Annotated in this window: 15 protein-coding genes; 5 read left to right on the forward strand and 10 right to left on the reverse strand. The window is 63.9% G+C overall.

Annotated features, from left to right (window positions below; all coding sequences use genetic code 11):
- Positions 1 to 13: 13 nt before the first annotated feature.
- Complete coding sequence (locus tag C0V82_RS01240; RefSeq protein ID WP_102110773.1) at positions 14 to 1213, reverse strand: MFS transporter; 1200 nt, start codon at positions 1211 to 1213, stop codon at positions 14 to 16.
- 104 nt (positions 1214 to 1317) lie between these two features.
- A complete protein-coding gene (locus C0V82_RS01245) occupies positions 1318 to 2487 on the reverse strand; it encodes a cytochrome P450 (protein ID WP_102110774.1) in 1170 nt (389 codons plus the stop codon).
- An 82-nt stretch (positions 2488 to 2569) separates the two neighbouring features.
- Here C0V82_RS01245 and C0V82_RS01250 point away from each other — a divergent pair, with 82 nt between their 5' ends.
- The gene (locus C0V82_RS01250) at positions 2570 to 3583 is read left to right on the forward strand and encodes a LacI family DNA-binding transcriptional regulator (RefSeq protein ID WP_102110775.1); all 1014 of its coding nucleotides are present in this window, start codon (positions 2570 to 2572) and stop codon (positions 3581 to 3583) included.
- 12 nt (positions 3584 to 3595) lie between these two features.
- On the opposite strand, the gene C0V82_RS01255 is transcribed toward C0V82_RS01250, so the two are convergent.
- The 3 genes from C0V82_RS01255 to C0V82_RS01265 form a co-directional block, all read right to left on the reverse strand.
- Positions 3596 to 4096 carry a DUF3237 family protein gene (locus tag C0V82_RS01255; protein ID WP_158659651.1) on the reverse strand — a complete coding sequence of 167 codons (501 nt, stop codon included), beginning with the start codon at positions 4094 to 4096 and terminating at the stop codon, positions 3596 to 3598.
- A gap of 79 nt (positions 4097 to 4175) precedes the next feature.
- On the reverse strand, positions 4176 to 6515 hold the full coding sequence (locus C0V82_RS01260; protein ID WP_102110777.1) for a TonB-dependent receptor: 2340 nt from the start codon (positions 6513 to 6515) through the stop codon (positions 4176 to 4178).
- A gap of 131 nt (positions 6516 to 6646) precedes the next feature.
- Complete coding sequence (locus C0V82_RS01265) at positions 6647 to 7891, reverse strand: SGNH/GDSL hydrolase family protein (RefSeq protein WP_102110778.1); 1245 nt, start codon at positions 7889 to 7891, stop codon at positions 6647 to 6649.
- Between the two features lie 702 nt (positions 7892 to 8593).
- On the opposite strand from C0V82_RS01265, the gene C0V82_RS01275 reads away from it, so the two are divergent.
- From C0V82_RS01275 to C0V82_RS01290, 4 genes are all read left to right on the forward strand, one after another.
- Positions 8594 to 10735 (forward strand): TonB-dependent receptor, encoded by a 2142-nt coding sequence (locus C0V82_RS01275; RefSeq protein ID WP_158659652.1) that lies wholly within the window; start codon positions 8594 to 8596, stop codon positions 10733 to 10735.
- Between the two features lie 67 nt (positions 10736 to 10802).
- Entirely contained in the window at positions 10803 to 12308 is a 1506-nt protein-coding gene (locus C0V82_RS01280; protein WP_102110781.1) for an alpha/beta hydrolase, read from the forward strand.
- Positions 12298 to 13599, forward strand: a complete 1302-nt coding sequence (locus tag C0V82_RS01285) for an alpha/beta hydrolase family protein (RefSeq protein ID WP_102110782.1) — start codon at positions 12298 to 12300, stop codon at positions 13597 to 13599. Before C0V82_RS01280 ends, C0V82_RS01285 begins: the two co-directional genes overlap by 11 nt.
- Positions 13600 to 13642: 43 nt before the next feature.
- Positions 13643 to 14749 (forward strand): glycoside hydrolase family 68 protein, encoded by a 1107-nt coding sequence (locus C0V82_RS01290; protein WP_102110783.1) that lies wholly within the window; start codon positions 13643 to 13645, stop codon positions 14747 to 14749.
- A 24-nt stretch (positions 14750 to 14773) separates the two neighbouring features.
- Here the strand turns inward: C0V82_RS01290 and C0V82_RS01295 are convergent, their stop codons facing one another.
- From C0V82_RS01295 to C0V82_RS01315, 5 genes are all read right to left on the reverse strand, one after another.
- On the reverse strand, positions 14774 to 16186 hold the full coding sequence (locus C0V82_RS01295; protein WP_102110784.1) for an aldehyde dehydrogenase family protein: 1413 nt from the start codon (positions 16184 to 16186) through the stop codon (positions 14774 to 14776).
- Positions 16186 to 17562, reverse strand: a complete 1377-nt coding sequence (locus C0V82_RS01300) for an aminotransferase (protein WP_102110785.1) — start codon at positions 17560 to 17562, stop codon at positions 16186 to 16188. The genes C0V82_RS01295 and C0V82_RS01300 overlap by 1 nt, the downstream gene beginning before the upstream one ends.
- A 78-nt stretch (positions 17563 to 17640) precedes the next feature.
- Entirely contained in the window at positions 17641 to 19365 is a 1725-nt protein-coding gene (locus C0V82_RS01305; protein WP_102113152.1) for an ABC transporter ATP-binding protein, read from the reverse strand.
- Between the two features lie 11 nt (positions 19366 to 19376).
- Complete coding sequence (locus tag C0V82_RS01310) at positions 19377 to 20198, reverse strand: ABC transporter permease (protein ID WP_188595097.1); 822 nt, start codon at positions 20196 to 20198, stop codon at positions 19377 to 19379.
- Between the two features lie 11 nt (positions 20199 to 20209).
- Positions 20210 to 21151: an ABC transporter permease gene (locus tag C0V82_RS01315; protein WP_102110787.1), complete on the reverse strand. Its 942-nt coding sequence runs from the start codon at positions 21149 to 21151 to the stop codon at positions 20210 to 20212.

Below are 21151 nucleotides of genomic sequence, written 5' to 3' on the forward strand. Positions count from 1 at the left end.
GAACGCCCCTGGATCAGACGGCTGACGGTTGTTTTGAGAGCAGCAGGAACAATGTGCCGCCCATCAACACGCTGACCGCACTTCCAATGAGGAAAGGTACGAAACTGGGCGACAGGCCCAGCAGAAGCGACAGGATCGGCCCGCCGGCGGCGCCGGCCGCCACGATGCCGGCGGTGATCAGGCCGAAGACCGTGCTGTATACATCGCGGGGGAACCAGCCGGCCGCCAGATAGGCCCCGATATCCTGTTCCGCACCTTGACTGAGGCCCATCAGCCCCACGGCCAGGATGAAGGGCCAGAGGCCATCGGGCTGCAGCGCGATCAGGCCAAAACCCAGACCGGGCAACCCCATGCCAAGGGCGGCCACGATATGTGTCGGGAACCGGTCCAGGGCCAGGCCGCAGGCAAACCGTCCCGCAATCACCCCGATGGCGTAGAGGGAGATCAACCATGCCGCCTCGGCGGAGCCGATGCCGAGGCTGACCAGCATGGGCTTGAACTGGTAGCCTGTGACAATGGACGGCAGGTTGCACAGGAACATGCCGCCCAGGATGGCCCAGGCGGCGGGTGAACGCAGGACCAGACCGTAAGCCTTGGCCGTTCCTGTGCGGGTGGCGCGGCTGGAGACGGTGCCGGTTCCCTCCGCTGGCAGCAGGGCAAGCGCCAGCAGACCCAGCAGGGCGGTAACGGCGGCCAGGGCCAGGTATCCGCTGCGCCAGCCATGGTCGGCGATGATGCGCGTCAGGATCGGCGACAGCACGGCCCCTACAACCGGCGCCCCCGATGCGGCAATGGCCAGCGCCAGACCGCGCGCGGCAGAGAAACGCGCCACCACTACGCGGGTGTATACGGTAGCCGACGTGGTGGCGCCGACGAACATCACGATCCCGAATATGGCGTAATATTCCAGGATGTTGCCGCCCATCCGGCTGAACGCGGCGTAACACAGGGGTAGCAGGATGACCCCCGCCATTGCCACCCGACGTGCGCCGAAGGTGTCGGCCAGCCGGCCCGCGATCAGTACCCCGACCATGGCCAGCACAAGGCCAAGGCTGGTCAGGGCGAACTGCGCGCCGGTCCATCCAAACTCCTGTCCCAGGGCCGGAACAAACAGGCTGGCCACAAAGCTGGTGAGGCTGATCCCGGCGCCAAGGCCGAACGCAGCGGCGGTGACCGGGCGCCAGTTCAGGCGGAATTCGCCGAGATAGGCCATCGTTTCTCCTCCCAGAACCGGTGAGCCCGGCCTTCGGCTATTGTTTTTATGATATGTTGCATAACTTACCTGATTATCTGCTCAGGTCATCCCCGGATAAGAGGTCACTCAAAACGCAGCGGCACCTTCAGGGCCCCGATCTCGGGGAAACGCGTCGGTACAATGGGGCCGTCCACGCTGAAACCCTTTGTCCGGGCCAGCAACTCATCCAGGGCGACGGACAGTTCCAGCCGGCCCAGGGCGGCCCCGACGCAGCTATGTGTGCCACGCCCGAATGCCAGCGATTCCTTCATGTTCGGTCGGTCCAACCGGAATGTCTCCGGTTCTGGAAATATGTCGGCGTCACGGTTGGCCGAGGCATAGACCAGGGCAATCGGTTCCCCGGCAGGGATGGTCCGTCCCCGGATTGTCACGTCCTGGGTGGCGGTGCGGGCAAAGCCGCGATAGGGCGTATAGAGACGCAGAAACTCATCGGTCGCTGCCGGCACCTTGTCCCGGTTGGCCCGCAGATAAGATTGCAGATCAGGGTGACGGGACAGGTGCACCGCCATGGACCCGACCATCACCGTCGGCGCGATGATGCCGACAACAAGAACCTGCCGGATGCAGCCCACAATCATCTCTTCCGGTAAGGGCTCCCCATCCACCCGAACGGCCAGAAGGGCGCTGGTCGCGTCCTCTGTCGGGTCCTGGGGATTGGCCTTGCGGTCGGCGACGATGGCGCACGCCATATCATAGAGCAGCAGGCTTGTTTCCTTGGTTTCGTCCATGTCAGCGGACTGGACCGCGACATTGTAGCGGCGGCCCAGGTCTGCCAACTCGTCCACCTGATCGGGCGGCAGGTTCATCCAGTTCGCAAAGACCAGAACCGGCATCCGGGACGAAAAATCGGCACAGATGTCGCCATGCCCTTTGGCGATCAGCGGGTCCAGTAATTCCCCGCAGATGCGGCGGATCATCGGCTCCAGTTTCTGGAGGCGCCGTTCGGTGAGCAGCGGTGCCAGGGCGCGGCGATAGGGCGTGTGTTCCGGCGGGTCCAGGTGCAGGGGCGGACGGCGTCCCGTGAACGCCACCTTGGGCACCACATTCTGCTTGGATGTGATGAAGGTTGCGCTATCCGCTGCCGCCGCCGCGACATCGGCATGTTTCATCAAGGCCCAGAAACCGCCCCAAGCGTCGCTATGCGCAACGGGGCACTGTTCACGAAGCCGGCGATAATCCGCATGCGGACTGTCGAAATCCTCCGGCAGGAGGGGGTTGAAATCGGAAGGCACGGACTTTGTCCCCTTGATTTAACACCAATGCAAGCGCTTACAAAGGATAGCCGGAGACTTTCGCGGGCGCTAGGGTCATCGCATGAGCATGAATGAAAAAAAGATCGCGCGGCTCGATGATGTGGCCCGGCTTGCCGGTGTCTCCACCGCCACCGTATCCCGATACATCAACGCGCCCGACGTGGTGGCGGAGGCAACGGCGGAGCGTATCCGGCAGGCGATTGAGCGTACCGGCTATATCCCGAACCTGCTGGCAGGCGGACTGGCATCCCGCCGCAGCCGGCTTGTCGCCTTGCTGGTGCCGGACATTACCCACTCGATTTACAATCTCACCATTGAGGCCATGTCCGAGGCGCTGTCCGATGACGGCTATGTCGTCATGCTGGGTCTGACGGGTGCGGACGATGCCCGCGCGCCGGCCCTGATTGAGGCAGCACTGGCCCGGCGCGCCGATGGCATCATCCTGACGGGCAGTGTGGCCGATCCAAGATTGCGGGCTCGGCTGGAACGGGATGACGCAACGGTCATTGAAACCTGGAACCTGCCAGACCGTTCCATCGACGCGGCGGTGGGCTTTTCCCACACGGAGGTGGGCCAGGCTGTGGCAAGGTTCGTGCGGCAACGCGGATATCGGCACCCGTTCCTGCTGACGGCGGACAGTCCCCGGGCGAAGGCGCGGCGAAACGGGTTCATTGCAGACTGGATTGCCGCAACGGGCGCATCGCCGGGAGATGCCGTGTTGGCCAGTCCGACACGGTTCGGCATGGGGCGCGCGGCGTTCGCACAGCTTCGTGCCAATACCCCGGCACCGGACGTGGTTATTTGCAGTTCGGACTGGCTGGCCCACGGGCTGATCGCTGAGGCAGAGGCGGCGGGGCTTCGGGTGCCCGACGATCTGGCTGTCGTCGGCTTCGGTAACCTGCCTTTTGCGGCGGAGATGCAGCCGGCCCTGACCACGGTCAGGATCGATGGTGCCCGTATCGGCCGAGAGGCGGTGGCGATCCTGCGCCGCCGCGCAACGGGTGTGGCCCGCAAGTCTGAGGATGCTGTGCGGGTCGATGTCGGTTTCGAAATCGTCGTCGGCGCCAGCGCCTGATACGGACGGCCCCTACACGATCTTGAAAACCCGGATGATGACGGCATCGGTCCGCCCCGGAACGGGGGCCAGGGTGCCGGTGAAGACGGCTTCGTTCAGCCACTGGTGCGGGCCGGTCGGGGCCTCGAACCAGGGGGTCGTGCGGGCATAATCCTTGCCAGCCACGCCCTTGTTGACGATGTGGATGATGGCCCCATCGTCTGTTTGCAGCCAGTAACTGGCCTCCACGACGGTGAACCCGTCCGGGCGCTGCAACTGCCAATCCTCGCCCGATGGCAGGATGGTTCCCCGGATGCGCGGCCCGGCAAAGGTGCCGCCCGTGATGGGGATGCGGACACGCCGGCCGAACGGGCTGTCGCCAACCTGCTGTACAGGCCCCAGTGTCACCAGTGACTCATAGATAAATTCGGTCTTCGGCAGATCGATTGGCCCGGGCCTTGTTTCCGCCTGTGCCACACCCGCGACGGCCAGGGCCGGCAGGACGGTCAGCAGGGAACGGCGATCATGGTGCATATTCTTCCCTATCTTCATCGTGTCGTGGAAAAAGAAGCCCCGCCTACCGGTTGTCCGGATGGCGGGGCCAAGGGAGAGATCAGAAGCTGGCACCGACCCGCACGCCCATTGTGCGGCCGGGATTGTAGGTGGCGGTGGTCGAACTCCAGACAACGCCGACGGCGTTGGCTATGCGCTCATCCTCTAGATTGTTCACGAAGGCGTTGATGTAGAAGCGCTGATCCGGGCTGTCCCAGCGCAGATTGATGTCCGTCTTGGTATAGCTGTCGCTAATGCCCTGAACATAGTTGGCGCTGTCGGCATAGGTCTTGGATTGCACATAGAAATCGATGGCGGGGGTCAGGGTGCTGCCGCCGGCCAGATCGAAAATATGCTCATAGCCCACCCGCGCGCTCCAGCGCGGGGCATTGGCCAGCCGGTTGCCGGAGAAATCCGCCACGGCGCTGGGGATCGTGGCATATCCCAGAATAGGGGCGAAGATATTGTACATGACGTCGGCACTATTCATGTTGTCAGACGCGTTGGGGAAGGATGTGTACTTTCCATCCAGGAAGGAAACATAGGCTGACAGCCGGTCATTGCGGGTCGGCCGGAACAGCGTCTCCAGTTCCACCCCCTTGATCTTGGCCTTGGCCGCATTGGTGGTAACGGCTGTTGGCCCGCTTGCCGTACCGATAATGCTGGAGACCTGCAGATCCTTGTAATCCATGTTGAACAGGGTGGCCGACACAAACAGCTTGCGGTCCAGCAGGTTGCCGCGCAGCCCCGCTTCGTAATTCGTCACCGTTTCCGGCTTGTAGCCCGTGTAGGGGGCGGGGTTGGTGCTGGCTTGCAGGCCGCCGGCGCGATAGCCGGTGCTGACCGTGGCATAGCCCATCACCTCCTCGGTGATGTCATAGTCCAGGCCGGCCTTCCAGCTGATCTTGCTGAACTTTTCCGACGCGCGGTTGCGGTCGTCGGAATAACCTAGGCCGCCGGCGGGGCAGGTAGCGTCATTGATGTTTTGGCGTGTGACGGTGCCACCGAAGCAGACCAGTTCCTCCTGCCCACCATGGACCGTGTCCCAGGTGGATCGGACACCCGCCAGCAGCCTGAAGCGGTCGGTCAGCCGCAATGTCCCCTGGGCGAAGATGGCCGACGATTCACTGCCCCAGTCGCTGTAGGTGTTCACGACATCGACGGCATTGATCGTGGAGATCTGCTTGCCGGTGCCCGCGAACAGCGGGCCGAAGGCGTTGAAGACACTGCCGAACGGGGCTGGTGCCGTATTACCTGCGTGCAGCAGGCGCTGTCCCGAGGGCTTGTCGTCCCAATAATAATAGGCGCCACCGACCAGCGAGAGTGTGTCGCTCTCATAGTTGATGTCGATCTCGTGCGAGCTGGATTCCTGGCGGAGGTCCAGATACTCCATGGAGAAGACGCCGGTGCTGGCTTCCAGTCCGTCATTCTTGAGGACGGAGAAACCGCCGATATAGGTGGCTGTGACGGCGTCTGACATTTCCCAGGTCAGGCGCGTGCGGGCGGCATAGTCCTGGATGTCTTTCCGGTTTTCCTTGACGTTCCAGATGCCGGGATTGGGCTCGTGGGTCTTGATGATTTCCACGGGGCCAAAGCTGCCTGTCCGAAGGTTGGCATTGGGGTAGTAGTTATAGCTGGACAGGAACAGGAAGGGGGTCGTCCCCTCATCCTCGCCATAGTTCAGCGACAGGCGCCAGGTGACGCTGTCGCTGAGGTTCCACAGCGACGTAAGACGCAGCGCCGCCTGGTCCGTCTTGTCGAACCGTTCCGGCGCCGCCAGCCTGGCGTAACGCCCGTCATTGACGCGGCGAAAGCCGGAAACGCGGATGGCCAGATCATCATTGACGGGCAGATCGGCGTTCAGACGGACCTGCAGGTCCTGGTGCGTGCCATATTGCACGTCACCCGCAACGGCCATGTCCCAGCCCGGATCGGCTGTGTTGATATTCACCACGCCGGCCGTCGCGTTGCGGCCATGGACGGTGCCCTGCGGACCGCGCAGCACTTCGATGGCGGCGATGTCGAACATGCCCAGCGTCAAGGTGGTGGGGAAGGGGGCGTAAATGCCGTCGATCTGTGTTGCGACCGTTGAATAGCCGCTGAAGCCGTTATTGCTTCCGATGCCACGCATAGCAAAGCCGTTCTGGCTGAACTGCAGATTGGGCACCGTAGTGATCAGGTCATCGGCAGCGGTGATGTTCTGCCGGTCCAGCGCATCGGCACCCAGCACCGAGATGGCGACCGGCGCCTTGGCTAGGGTTTCCTTGACCTTCTGGGCCGTCACGATGATTTCGGCCAGCACATCGTCACCCGCATCAGCGGCCATGGCTGCGGGTCCAACCAGCAGGGCGCTGGTGGACAGCAGCATGGCGGCCCTGGCGGCATTCCATGATCGTTTCATGTTCCCGTCCCCTTTTCATTGTTTATGGCCTATTGGCCCGTTGTTCTGCGTTCGGTGAAATCACGGCCAGAAGCCCCCGTTCCCGCGCCACGAGGCGCGGGTTGATGCTGACGGGGTGCTTTTGCGGTGGTCTATTTCAACAAGATGGCGGCGGCGGCTTCGGCCATGGCGCGGTAACCCGCGTCAGACGGATGCAGTTTGTCGCCGCTATCGAAGGCAGCTTTGATCGTTTGCGGATTGGCCGGATCGCGCAGCGCGGCATCGAAATCGATGACGCTGTCAAACTCCCCGCTTTCGCGTATCCAGCGGTTCAACTCCTGCCGTACCACCTCCTTCACGGGCGTGGCATAGCCGGGGAAAGGCGAGCCCAGGAATGGGGTTAGGGTGGCGCCATGGATCTGCACGCCCCGCACCTTGGCCCGCGCGATCAGTTGCCGGTACCCAGCGATCAGATCGGCTGCCGTGACCTCCGGATGGGCGCCGGGGCCGCGCGGGTTGGGTAATCCGCTGAGCCCCAGATCATTGATCCCTTCCAGCAGCACCACATCCGTGACGCCCGGCACCGACAAGGCGTCACGGTCGAACCGTGCCAGGGCCGCTTCACCAACCTCGTTGCGCAGGACACGGTTACCGCCGATACCGGCATTGGCGACAGCCACCTGTGTCAGGCCGCGCTGGCGCAAAATCGTGGCGAACTGATCAGGCCAGCCCCGCATCATCGGGTCCTGGGCACCGGCCCCATCGGTGATGGAATCCCCAAAAGTGACGATGGTGCGGGCATCCTTGGCCGACCGGACAAGGATAGCCGATACGATTTCCCGCCCTGTCACCACCTGCGCACCGTTCAGCGTGCCGGCACCTGTCCGGTCGGCGCCCATCAGCACCTCCGCGACATGCAGGGGATCGGCTTGCGGCACGGCCACGCCATCGGGCAGGTACAAGGTGACGTAAAGGATGGCCCCGGCCTTGACCGGCACCGTTACAGGGTCGCTCAATAACGGCGTGCCCGCCGGCATGCGGACCGATGCGGCCCCACCGAAGGCCAGCGGCTTCATCGACGTCGCGTCGATCCGCCCGGATGCATCGGCCAGCGCAATTGTGGCGGCACCGATCCGCACATCCCGGTCCAGCGTCTCGGCAGACAGTCGGACGCGCACGGCGTCCCCTTCTGCGCTGACCCGCATTTTGTAGCGAACCGTACCCTGGATTTCCGCAGGCGGCCGCCAGAAATCAAAGGGCAGTTTCTCAACAGCCAGGGAGGGGCTGGACGCCCAGCTCTGCACCCAGTTCCCATCGGGTGCCGCCATGGCGGCCATGGCTGGCAACAGGGCAAGCGCGGACGCCGCCAGCCATCGTTTGAGATTACGAGACTTCATGCTCTTTCACTCCCTGAAGCTGGAAGCTCTCATTGGCTTCCTTAGGTTCCGTGCGTCCATGTCGTGCATGGATCGGACTGGCTCTGCCACTTTTGCTGGTCGGGGACTGTACGGGATGCTCCCCAGCTATCCAGTTTCGTTCTTGGATATGATCATAATCACGCATTACAAACGATTGCAAATGCATTTTTCGCAGCAGGCTGTGGGGGGCGGGAGCGCCCTTCGCCAACAAGTCGCCGCCTGCCCTGCGAATGCCAAAACCTGAAAAGCTCGCCCACCTCCAAAATACATTTGCAATCGGTTGTAGGATGTGAATATGGTTGGAAACAACAACAATCATGAACAAGAACGGGATCGCTGTTTCAGGGGGCGGTCATGGATCAATATCGTAACAAAGTCAGCGTCTTGTCTTAGGGAAGCCAGCCTTGGCCGCCTCTGGCCCGTGGCTGCTTGAAGCCTGGAACAAGGTGTTTTGAACCCTGGTCCGGTTCGCTGCGGATTTTCCGATGCGGGCAGGGGAAAGGACTGCGCTGGCCGTCTATGCGGGCGGTAGCGCGCCGTTGGCTCGCCCGCATGTTCATGAGTTTTCCACCACAATTCCCGTCCCTGTGATCAAACGGATGGGCGCTTTCAACTCACAAATACAATCGTCTTCAATCAATGCCATGTACTGGCGCCAATAACGGGGAATGGGAGGTTTCGATGAAAACACGGATTCACACGGCGTGTCTGCTGGCCACCTGCGCCATGCCGGCGATGGCCTTTGCACAGACGACCGAAAGCGAGCCTTTGGCAGAGATCGTCGTAACGGCCGAACGCCGCAGCCAGGATATTCAGAAGACCCCGATCTCCATCGTCGTTCTGACCGGCGAGGATCTGAAAGAACGCGGTGTCACCGATATCAATACACTGGCCGCGCAGACACCGTCCTTGTCCTACACGGACAATGGCAACACCAAATACTTCAATATCCGCGGTGTCGGTATTTCCGAATCCGCCCCGAACCAGACGGTCGGTGTTGCCGTTCATTGGGATGGCACCTATGTCGCCCGTGAATTTGTCTTCGGGGACTCGTTCTTTGACATTGCCAGCGTCGAGGTGCTGCGCGGTCCCCAGGGAACCTATACCGGCCAGAATGCCAGCGGCGGAGCGCTTTATGTCAACTCCGTTCGTCCCGACTTCGACGGTACCAGCGGCTTCGCAGAGGCGACTATCGGTAATCTCGGGCACCGGCAGCTTGGTTCCGGCGTCACGTTCCAGCTTTCGGATACCATGGCTGCCCGCGTTTCGGGTCAGCTTGAACGCCGCGACTCTGCCTATACCAATCTCGGTCCCGCCGGAAAGAAGGGCCAGGTCTCGGCCTTGTCGCAACCCGGTAACCTGTCGCGGTTCCTGGGCCGGGCACAGGTGCGTTTCCGCCCCAGCGAGGATATCGACCTGCTGGTCATGCATCAGGTCAGCGATAACAATTCCGATGGTTTGCCGAACCAGCGTTTCGATGTTGGACCGCCGCCCAACCGCACCATCGCCTATGATGCGGAAACGCGCCTCGATGTCTCCTATAACCGCACCACGGCGATCCTGGATTACAAGGGTTTCGACGCTTTCGATGTGCGGGTTTCCGGGGCTTACCAGGAAACAAAGCAGAATCTGCGCAGTGACGACGACCTGACGACCGCCACCCTCTACCCAGCGCTGGCCGCCGGCAGCACCAGCATCCGGCTGCGTGATCATTACTACACCGGAGAGGTCAACCTGATCTCCCCCGATGATCAGCGCGTCCGCTGGACGGCGGGTGCCACCTTCCTGGACTATACCCAGCCGGGTGTCATTCAGACGGGTGGTGGTGCCTATATCTATGTGAATGCACGGCGCAAGAATGAGGCGGTGTTCGGTGAGGCCGCCATGGACCTTATGGATGGCGTGGAACTGCGCCTGGGCGGGCGGTACAATTGGGACCATGCCGGGTTCACCAATGACGGCTATCTGGCCATCGGTGGCATGGACGGCTTCCGCGCCATCAATTTCACACCCGGTATCATCGATTTCAAGGAACCGACCGGTCGTGCCGTCCTGAACTGGGAAATCACCCCGGATCATTTCCTCTATGCCACGGTCAGCAAGGGGTACAAGCCGGGTGGTACCACACCAATGAGCCTGCGCTACGGGTCGGAAACCGTGCTGAACTATGAGGCGGGCTGGAAGGCGTCTTTCCTGGATAACCGCCTGACCACCTCGGTCAGTGTGTTTCATATGAATTATGACGGGTACCAGACGACCTACACGCCCGACGTCAACAATCCCACCAGCGCCATCACCCGCAATGTCGATGGCACCAAGATCAAGGGCGTCGAAGGGCAGTTCGCACTGCGCCAGAGCGGCTTCACCCTGGATGGCAACTTCTCGGTTCTGGATGCCACCTATGGGGACCTGACGATTGTGGAACCGGTGGGTCTCTATGGCAATGGTCGGCCCACGGTTGCCACCACCGCCAATCTCAAGGGCCGAACCATTCCCTACGCGCCGAAATTCTCCGGTGGTCTGGGCCTGTCATACGATGCGGCCATGGACGGCGGCAGCCTGACGCCCAGCATCCGCGTCAGCCATGTGGGGGCGCAATGGGTCACGTTCTTCCAGGCCCCTTATCACCAGATACCGCAGCGGACGCTGGTGAATGCCCGCATCGCCTATCAGTCCGATGAGGGGTGGAGCCTGGCTGCCTATGCCAACAATCTGCTCGACGAAGACTACATTTCCAACGTCTTCCAGACGCCCAACGGTGTCGGTGGCTACACGCTGGGTAATCCCGCCGAGTATGGCGTGACCTTGAGCTATCGGTTCTGAGCGACCTGATACGGGCGGGCGCCGAGGCAGCGCCCGCCCACAACAATGATGATCCGGGAGGACGGACATGAAGCGCGCTGTAGCAGCCCTGCTGGCCCTGGCCATCGGTGCAGCAACCCCGTTATGGGCATCGGCGGTGGGGCAGGGGACGGCGGATGCTGGTTCCCCGACGGCACCATTGGAGAGGCGGGTCTTGTTCCTGGGTGACCGCGAACTGGCGAACTGGCGAAAGGCGGACCCAAGCTTCTTCACGGCCCCCCTGTTCAAGCATGCGGGCAGTTTCGACCTTGGCGGACGCAAGCAGCTTGATCTGGCCACGCTGATCGCCGGCCACCGCCCGCACGTCATCTATTTTCTGGCCGACCGCCTTTCCAATGCCGGGGATGCGGTGGACCGTGCCAAGGAACAGCTGACCCTACTGCTGCAAACGGCGCGTGCCCAGGGCGCCGTTGTGATCCTGGCCCGCGCGGTTGCTTATGGCGGTGCATCGGCGGCGGCCGATGATGCGCTGGCGGCCTGGATGCAGCAACTGGCGCAGGATGGTCAGGCGATCTACAGCGATCCCAACCGGATTGATTTCCATCCCGATCTGCGCCTGAAAAAGCCGGCGGATCTGGCCATGTCGACCAATGGCATCCGTGGCGCCCTGGATAGTGCCTTCCGCTTCACGCCGGGCATTCCTGCGGAACAGCAGTTCGGGCGCTTGATGCAGGCCTTCGAAGCCACGCCCTATGATGAAGGAAGCGGGCCGTTCCGTGCCATTGCCGGTATCGATCCGGCCCTGCCGACCCACAGCTTCTACCGCCCTGCCAATCTGCCCTTGTTTGAGAAACAGCGCCTCCCGGTTCTGATCTTCGGCAATGGTGGCTGCGCTGATGATGCCGCGAATGCCCGCCCGCTTCTGACGGAGATCGCGTCACACGGCTATCTCGTCATCACGCTGGGACAGCTCAAATCCGGTCCAGGTGGCCTCAGCGCCTATCCTGACCTGCTGAAACTGGACAATCCGCCCCCCGGTCGCGGCACCAGTGCCGCCGATATGAAGGCTGCGATCGACTGGGTGGAGAAGGTGGCGGCCAGCAAGGAGGGCTGGGGACGCTATGTCGATGCCGCGCGGATCGCCGTTTCAGGCTGGTCCTGTGGTGGCTTGCAGGCACTGGCCAATTCCCCCGATCCACGGGTCAAGGCGACCATCATCTTCAATAGTGGCCTGTTTGGTGCCGACGGTCCCGGCATGCCGGGCATGGATGTGCCAAAATCGACCCTCGATCAGCTTCACGCGCCCGTTCTCTATCTGCTGGGTGGGCCGACGGATGTTGCCTATGGCAATGGTACCGACGATTTCGGTCGGATCAGCAAGGTGTCCGCCTATCTCCTGAGCCGGGAGGTCGGACATAGCGGCACGTTCTGGCAGCCGCATGGCGGGGTGTGGGCGCAGGCAGCCCGGCTTTGGCTGGACTGGCGGTTGAAGGGCGATGCCAAGGCAGCAGCAGCCTTCGACGGCAAGGATTGCGGCCTGTGCGCCGATCCGTCCTGGACTATACAGCGGCGGGGGCCGACCGATGCGCGCTGATCTGCGTCGTTGGGTCCTGGCTGCCGCCTTGTGCGGCGGTCTGGTCGCGAGCGGAAGTGCTGGCGCCGCACTGCCCCTGACCAGCAATGAGGCCAGAATTATAGAGGGAACCCTGGCTGGCGGTGCCCGCTGGCGGTCGGAGGTGCCGGTCAATTGGAACGGCACGCTGCTGCTCTGGAGCCATGGTTACTCCCCGCGCATCCTTCCGCCCGATGTTGCACCGGCACCCTTGCGGGACAAGCTGCTGGCGCGTGGCTATGCCCTGCTGGCGTCCGATTTCGGGGCGGCCGGCTGGTCCATCGAACAGGCGGTGCCCAGCCAGCGGCAGGTCGTGATTGCCTTCACCGAACAGATCGGAAAGCCATCCCGGACCCTGGCCTGGGGCACGTCGATGGGAGGCCTGATCACTACGGCCCTGGCTGAACAGGATGATCCGGTGATCGATGCCGGTCTGGCCCTCTGCCCCTCCATCGGTGGCAGCATCGGCATGATGAACATGGCGCTCGACGGGGCCTTTGCCTTTCAGACATTGCTGGCTCCGCAGGCGGGGTTGGAACTGGTGCGGGTGTCGGACGATTTTGCCAATTCCGCCCGCGCGCGTGCCGCACTTGATGTGGCCATGCAGACGGCGCCGGGCCGCGCCCGTGTGGCCCTGGCGGGGATACTGGCCGGTCTTCCCGGCTGGACACGCCCCGACCATCCGCAACCCCACCCGAACGACCTGGATGGTCAGGTCGCAGAAATGGCCGCCAGCTTCGTGATGGGTGTTTTCCTGCCACGGGTGGACCAGGAACGGCGCGCTGGCGGTGTCTTCTCCTGGAATGACAAGGTGGATTACCGCCGTCAGCTTGACCGGTCCGGGCGCGGCGCTATGGTCCGGGCACTGTATCAACGCGCGGGCCTGGATATCGAGGCTGACCTTGACCGGCTGGCCTCCGCGCCACGGATCACGGCGGACCCGAAGGCCGTTCAGTATATGATGCGGCACTATACCCCGACCGCAAAGCCCCGGGTCCCCCTGATCTCCCTGCAGGCGGTGGGTGACGGGCTTACCTCCCCGTCCTTGCAGCGTTTTTACGTCGAGCAGGCGCCCGCCGCTCTGGCACAGGCGATCTGGCTGGATGCCGCCGGTCATTGCACGTTCACGGACGATCAGGCGATGGCGGCGCTCGACCGTCTGGCGGCGCGGGTTGTTGCGGGGCGATGGCCCGATATTCCGGTGCAGGGCGCCATTCAGGCCGATATCCCCCCCATGCTGCGCCCCTGCCTGCAGGGTGGGCGGTGCGAATGATCGGCCCGGGCAACCAAATCAGGACTTTTACGGAGATGCATCCATGATGCAGCAATGGCAGCCCGATTTCAGCGGGGTGGACAATGCCCGCATGGCCGCACCATTGATCGTTGAGGGCGATATCCGCCGCGTCTCACCGGACATCGATATCTGGGATGCCTGGCCGGTGCAGCATCCTGACGGCAGCATCGTCGGCTTTGCCGGTGGTTACAGCCTGTGGATGGCCCTTGGCGCTCCCCGCTTCGATGATCCCGATGAACGCCATAGCCATGCCCGTATCCATCTTCTGCGGGAATGCCGCGGGCAATGGCAGGTCCTGGGGCCGGCCATGCCGGATGGTTTCTCGCCCGGCAGCCGGGAATGGTCCGGTTCGGCGGTGCTGTGGCCGGATGGACAGCGGCTGACGCTGTATTTCACGGCGGCGGGCCGGCGGGGGGAGGCGGAGACGACATTCGAACAGCGCCTATTTTCCGCCGATGCCGATCTTTCGATGATGGGGGAGCAGGTGCGGCTGATCAACTGGCGCGACCTGCGGGAATTCGTGTTGCGCGACCCTGCGCTTTATATGGCCAGTAATTCCGGATCGGGGCGGGTCAACACGATCAAGGCCTTCCGTGACCCGGCCTATTTCCGCGATCCGGCCACGGGTTTGCATCATGTGTTCTTTGCCGGCTCACAGGCGGGCGCCACCTCTGCCTTCAATGGTGTTGTGGCGCGGGCCGTGTCGGCGGACCTTGTCACCTGGACCACATGTCCGCCCGTCATCACGGCGACCGGTGTGAATAATGAACTGGAGCGGCCCCATATCGTGCATCAGCACGGGGTCTATTACCTGTTCTGGTCGACGCAGCGCCATGTCTTCAATCCCGACGGACCGGTTGGGCCGACCGGACTGTATGGCATGGCCGGTACCAGCATCGATGGTCCCTGGGCCCCGTTGAATGGCAACGGGCTGGTCATGATGAACCCGCCCGAAGCCCCTCGTCAGGCCTATAGCTGGCTGGTCATGCCGGGCCTTCAGGTCACCAGCTTCGTGGATGATTGGGGCCGTGGGGCCAACCAGGGCGGGGCGCGCCGGTTCGGAGCCACCTTCGCGCCGATGCTTCGCCTGCAACCGGACGGGTTCGCCCGCCTGCATGTCTGCCGATAGGGGGCGCTGGGCATCATCTGCTGCTCATGCGGTGCGGCGCCCCCGATGGTGATGAACCGTTACCAGTTTGGGAGACAGATACGGTGCCAGCCCCTCCATGCCGCCTTCACGCCCGAAACCGCTGTCCCGCACGCCGCCAAACGGCGTTTCGGGCAGCGCGATGGGGGCGGCATTGATGGACAGCATGCCGCAATCGACCCGGTCCGCGAAATAGGCCTGGCGCCGCGCATCGTCGGTGAACAGGTAGGTGGCCAGACCGAAGGGCAGGGCATTGGCGATTTCCAGCGCTTCCTCGTCACTGTCGATGCGCTGCAGGGTGGCGACCGGGCCGAACGGTTCTTCGCGCAGGATGGTCGCGTCGGCGGGCACATCGGCAAGGAAGGTGGCGGGATACCGGCACCGTTCCGGCGGGCCGCCCCCCAGCAACAGCCGTGCCCCCCTGTCCAGTGCCTCATCAACCAGCGCCGATACCGCTGCCGCCCGGCGTGGATTGATCAGCGGCGGCAGGTTCAGCGCCGCCGCCCCGTCCAGCAGGGCGGCGACAAAGGCGTCGTAAAGGCTTTGATGGATCAGGAACCGCGTCGGCGCGATACAGGCCTGCCCGGCATTGCGGAACTTCATGGGCAGCAGCGCCCTAGCGGCGGCCACCGGGTCTGCGTCCGCCGCCACGATGACCGCCGCATGCCCGCCCAGTTCCATGGTACAGGGCTTCATGGCGGCACCCGCCAGGGCCGCAATATGTTTGCCCACCGGTACCGATCCCGTGAAGGAAACCTTTCGTACCACCGGATCGGCAATCAGGGTGCGGGAGATACTGGCCGGGTCACCCAGGACAAGCGACAGCACATCGCCCGGCAATCCCGCCTCCACCAGCACGTCGACCAGAACCACACAGGCGCCGGGCGCTTCCTCTGACGGTTTCAGGATGATGGAACAACCAGCCGCGAGGGCCGGGGCGATCTTGCGGACAGCCTGCGACAATGGAAAATTCCAAGGGGTGAAGGCGGCGACCGGACCGATTGGTACCTGCCGTACCTCCAGATGCTGATCGGGATGACGCCCCGGTATCACGCGCCCATAGGTGCGCCGCCCTTCCTCCGCGAACCAATCGATCACATCGGCACAGGCGGCAACCTCCGTCCGCGCCTCTGACAGGGGCTTTCCCTGTTCGGTCATGACCAGGTCCGCGATTTCCTCCATCCGGGTGCGCAACCCATCCGCCGCCCGGCGCAGAACGCGGCTGCGATCCAGGGGGGAAATCCGCGACCATTGGGCAAACCCCAGCGCGGCGGCGGCGCTGGCATCCGCCAGGTCCTGAATGCCGGCATGTCTGATGCGCCCGACTACCTGCCCGCTTGCCGGCGACAGGACATCCGTCTCTCCGGGGCCGGTACCGTCGCGCCAGACGCCGCCGATGAACTGCTGATACTGACGCATCACATCCTCCCCAGATTGCGGGCGGCCCAGTTGAGGGAGGATTCCAGCCGGTCCAGCAGCAGGGTCAGGTCATGCTCGCCGATGATCAGGGGCGGGGCGATGGCGATACTGTCATTAGACAGGACCCTCAGGATGACGCCATTTTCCTGCAAGTGCGCGGCGACCCCCTTTGCCACGCCCTGCGCCGGATCAAAGAAGCAGCGGGCGGCTTTGTCATCCACCAACTGCACTGCCGCGACCAGACCATCGCCCCGCACCTCCCCCACCAGCGGGTGATCTGCCAAGGCGGCCAGACGGTCATGCAGGACCCGGCCCATGCGGCGGACATGGGAAAGGATGTCGCGTTCCTGATAGATGTCCAGCACCTCCATCGCTACGGCCGCCCCCACCGGATGGCCGGCATAGGTATAGCCATGGCCGAAGGTACCGCGCCGGCCACTTTCCGCTGCGATCACGTCGAACACGCGATCGGTCATCAGGATAGCGGACAGGGGGAAGGCCGCGGATGTGATCTGCTTGCCCAGCGTCATGATGTCCGGCGTCACGCCAAAATACGTCGACCCGAACATGGTGCCCAGCCGTCCGAACCCGCAGATCACCTCATCCGCGATCAGCAGGATATCGTATTTGTGCAGGACCGACTGTATCTTGGGGAAATAGGTTTCGGGCGGGAACAGCACGCCGCCCACACCCATCATGGGTTCGGCGATCATGGCGGCGATGGTCTCCGGACCCTCCGCCAGGATCAGCCGTTCCAGACTGTCTGCCAGCCTTGTGGCGTAATCGGCCTCACTCTCACCCGGTTCGGCAAAGCGCCAGTAATGCGGGCAGTCGGTATGGATGAAGCGGTCGATGGGCAGGTCGAAGCCGCCATTGATTGCCGCCAGCTGGGTCATGCTGCCGCTGGCCACCGTGACGCCGTGATAGGCCTGACGCCGGGCGATGATCTTCTTCTTGGCCGGCTGGCCCAGGGCGTTATGATAATACCAGGCCAATTTCACGGCGGTGTCATTCGCCTCTGACCCCGACGTGGCGAACATCACCCGGTTCAGGTCGCCCGGCGCCATTTCCGCCAGACGTTCGGCCAGGGCTACCGGCACATCGGCACTTTTGGCCGCGAAATTATGATAATAGGACAGGCGCCGCATCTGCCGGGCCGCTGCATCGGCCAGACGCGGTTCGTTGAAGCCCAGGCCCGCGCACCAGAGGGCGGCTACGCCTTCGATATAGGATCGCCCCTGCGCATCCTTCACGCGCACGCCGTCGCCTTCCACCATCAGCATCGATCCGGTTTGCCGATGCTTGTCCAGATCGGTGTTGGAATGGACATAATGGTCAAGGGCGGCCTGGGACAGGGCCTGCGGATTGGGAAACATGCTACACCTCGGATCGTGCGATCTTTGTTATAATAAAGTACATTTGTGGTCGTGCCGATAGCCCGACGCGGCCAGGTATCAGGGGGCGGCGCAGCGTACGCGGTGCCCGCCTTGCAGAGGGGTCAGGACACCACCCTGTTCCACCGGCGTCAGGCCGGGCAGGGGGACGGGGTCGGGAAGTGGGCGATGGCCGGCCCGGAACCCGTCACCATCTGGCAGGATTTCCGGCACAGCCGCCATCAGGCGGCGGGTATAGGGATGGGTGGGGCGGTCGAACAGGTCGTCACGTGCCCCTTCCTCCACCACATGCCCGCGATAGAGCACCATGACCCGGTCGGCCACCTGCTCCACCACCCCCAGATGGTGGGAGATGAACAGGTAGGAAAAGCCGTGGCGGCGCTGCAAATCCTTCAGCAGCGCCAGAACCTGGGCTTGAACCGTGACATCCAGGGCGGAGACCGGTTCGTCGGCCACGATTAGATCGGGTTTCATGATGATGGCCCGCGCGATGGCCACACGCTGACGCTGCCCGCCCGACAATTCATGGGGGAAACGGTCGGCGAAACCATCGCCAAGCCCAACATCGGAGAGGGCGGCGGCCACACGGGTTGCCCGTTCCGCCGCCGTGACGCCGGTCAGGCCTTCCCCCACGATGCGGGCGATGCGCCAGCGTGGGTCGAGGGAGGAGAACGGGTCCTGAAATACCATCTGCACCCGCCGGGCCAGCGACCGGCGTTCGGGTGCCGACAGGGTGGCGATACTGCGCCCGTCCAGGGTGACATGCCCGCCCGCCACCGGCGCCAGACCCAGAATGGCGCGGCCCAGCGTGGTCTTGCCAGACCCGCTTTCCCCGACCAATGCCAGGGTTTCGCCGCGCGCTAGGGACAGGTCGATCCCGTGCAGCGCGGGCCGGGCCGTTGGCCGGCGGAACAGGCCGTGCCGGCGGGCGGGATAGGCAACGCGCAGATCCTTGATGGACAGAAGCGGCGGCGTGGTGGTCGGCAGTGCGGTTTCCACCCCCTGTCGGCGCGGTAGGCTGTGCAGCAATTGGCGTGTGTAGGGATCGCTGGGGCGCAGAAGGACAGTATCCACCGGCCCCTGCGTCACCGGATCGCCATGGCGCATGACCAGCACCCGTTCACAGCAATCGGCCACCACGCCCAGATCATGGGTGATCAGCAGCAGGGCGGTGCCAAGTTCGCGGCAGGCGGCCAGGGTCAGGTCCAGCACCTGTTTCTGCACGATCACATCCAGTGCCGTGGTCGGTTCGTCGGCGATCAGCAGGGCCGGGCGCAGCAGCAGGGCGGATGCAATCATGATCCGCTGCCGCATGCCGCCGGAAAATTCATGCGGATATTTGTCCAGGCAGGCGGCGGCATCTACCATGCGGAACGCGTCCAGCATCTCCACCGACCGTCGCCGCACCTCTGCCGCCGACAGGCCTTCATGCAGGATCAGCCCTTCGCCCAGCTGACGCCCGATGGTCAGCGCCGGGTTCAGGGAGACCATGGGTTCCTGAAACACCATGCCGATGTGGCGGCCGCGTACATGGCGCAGGGCGGCGGGGGACAGGGTGGTCAAGTCCTGTCCATTGAACAGGATGCGCCCAGCCCGACGCTGCGCCCCCGGCGGCAGCAGACCCAGGATGGCGCGGGCCAGCAGGGTTTTGCCTGACCCGCTTTCCCCGACCACGCCCAGCCGTTCGCCGGGGGCAATGGCAAGGTCGATGCCGTTTACGGCCAGCCGGTCGCTGCCGGCAAAACCGATGCGCAGGCCTTCAATCGACAGAAGCGATGTGGTCATGGCAACCCCCTTCACAGCTTGTTCATGCGGGGGTCGAGCAGATCGCGCAGCGCGTCGCCCAACAGGTTGATGCCCAGCAGTGCCATGGAAATGGCCAGCCCTGGAAAGATGCAGAGCCAGGGGGCCGCCTGCACATGCTGCCGCCCCTCCGCCAGCATCCCACCCCAGGTTGGGGCGGGCGGTGGCACGCCGGCACCCAGGAAGCTGAGCGCGCTTTCTGACAGCAGCGCATTGCCGAACATGGCGGTGGCCAGCACCGTCAGCGGCGTCAGGCAATTGGGGATGACATGGGTCAGCAGGGTACGCAGGGGGCCGTGGCCCAGCACGCGGGCCGCATCGATGAATTCCCGTTCCTTCAGCGACAGGACGGACCCGCGCACCACCCGCACCACCGATGGCGTATAGGCCAGCCCCAGTGCCAGGACCACGCCGCCGGGCGACGGGCCGATGGCGGCCAGGATGCCCAGTGCCAGCAGGATGGCGGGAAAGGACATCAGCGCATCCATCAGCACGGTCACCGCATCGTCAACCCGCCCGCCCAGATAACCCGCGATGGCGCCGATGCCGGTGCCCAGCGTGACGGCCAGGGCGACAGTGGCCATGCTGACCCCGGCACTGACCCAGGCGGCGACCAGCAGGCGGCTGAACACGTCGCGGCCAAACCCGTCGGTGCCCAGCCAGTGCAGTGCCGACGGCCCCTGCAACCGCGCCCAGACATCGGGGCGCAGCGGATCATACGGCGTGGCCAACAGGCCCCAGGCTGCGGCCAGCAGCATGAAGGAGAAAAAGATCAGCCCGAGGGCGGCGTTGGGCCGCGACAGGAACCGGGTCATGGCGGAATTCCTCATAGCTGCACCCGTGGGTCCAGCAGCGGATAGGCCAGGTCGACGGCCAGATTGACCAGGATGCGGATCATCGCCACCAGCAGCAGGCAGCCCTGGATCACCGGGTAATCCCGCGCCTCGATCGCATCGACCAGGAAGCGACCCAGGCCGGGCAGGGTGAAGACCGTTTCGATCACCACCGCCCCACCCAGCAGCGACCCCAGCAGCAGGCCGATGAAGGTCAGCGTCGGCGCAAAGGCATTGGGGAAGGCGTGGCGCCAAAGCACCGGCCCTTCCGCCAATCCCTTGGCGCGGGCGTGGGTGATATAATCCAGGCGCAGCACATCGATCATGCCCGACCGCATCATGCGCGCCACCACGCCCATCTCCACCAGGACCAGGGAGGCGCAGGGCAGGATCAGGTACAAAAGCCCCTGTACGGGATCATCCGTGATGGCGACATAGCCGACCGTGGGCAGCCAGCCCAGCTGTACCCCAAACAGCAGGATCAGCAGCAGGCCGACCCAGAAGCTGGGCACCGAGATGAACAGGACCAGCAGGCCCGTGATCACCATGTCGGTGGCCTTGTTCTGTCGCCACGCGGCCAGCATGCCGGCAGGAACCGCGATCAGCATAGCCAGCGCCATGGAGATCAGCACGATCTGCGCCGTCACGCCCAGCCGGTGCAGCATGGCGGGCAGCACCGCCTCTCCCGTCGTGATGGAGGTGCCGAAATCGCCCGTCAGGATATTGCCCAGCCAGCGCAGGAACTGCACCGGCAGGGGTTGATCCAGGCCCAGATTGCGGGTGATGGCGGTAATGGTGGCCGGATCGGCCATGTCACCCACCATCACCGAGACGGGGTCACCCGGGACCAGCCGCATCAGCAGGAACACGATCACGGCCACGATCAGCAGGGTGGGCAGCGTCATCAGGCAACGGCGCAGGAGATAGGCACCCAT

It is taken from the genome of Niveispirillum cyanobacteriorum (assembly GCF_002868735.1).
GTDB lineage: Bacteria > Pseudomonadota > Alphaproteobacteria > Azospirillales > Azospirillaceae > Niveispirillum > Niveispirillum cyanobacteriorum.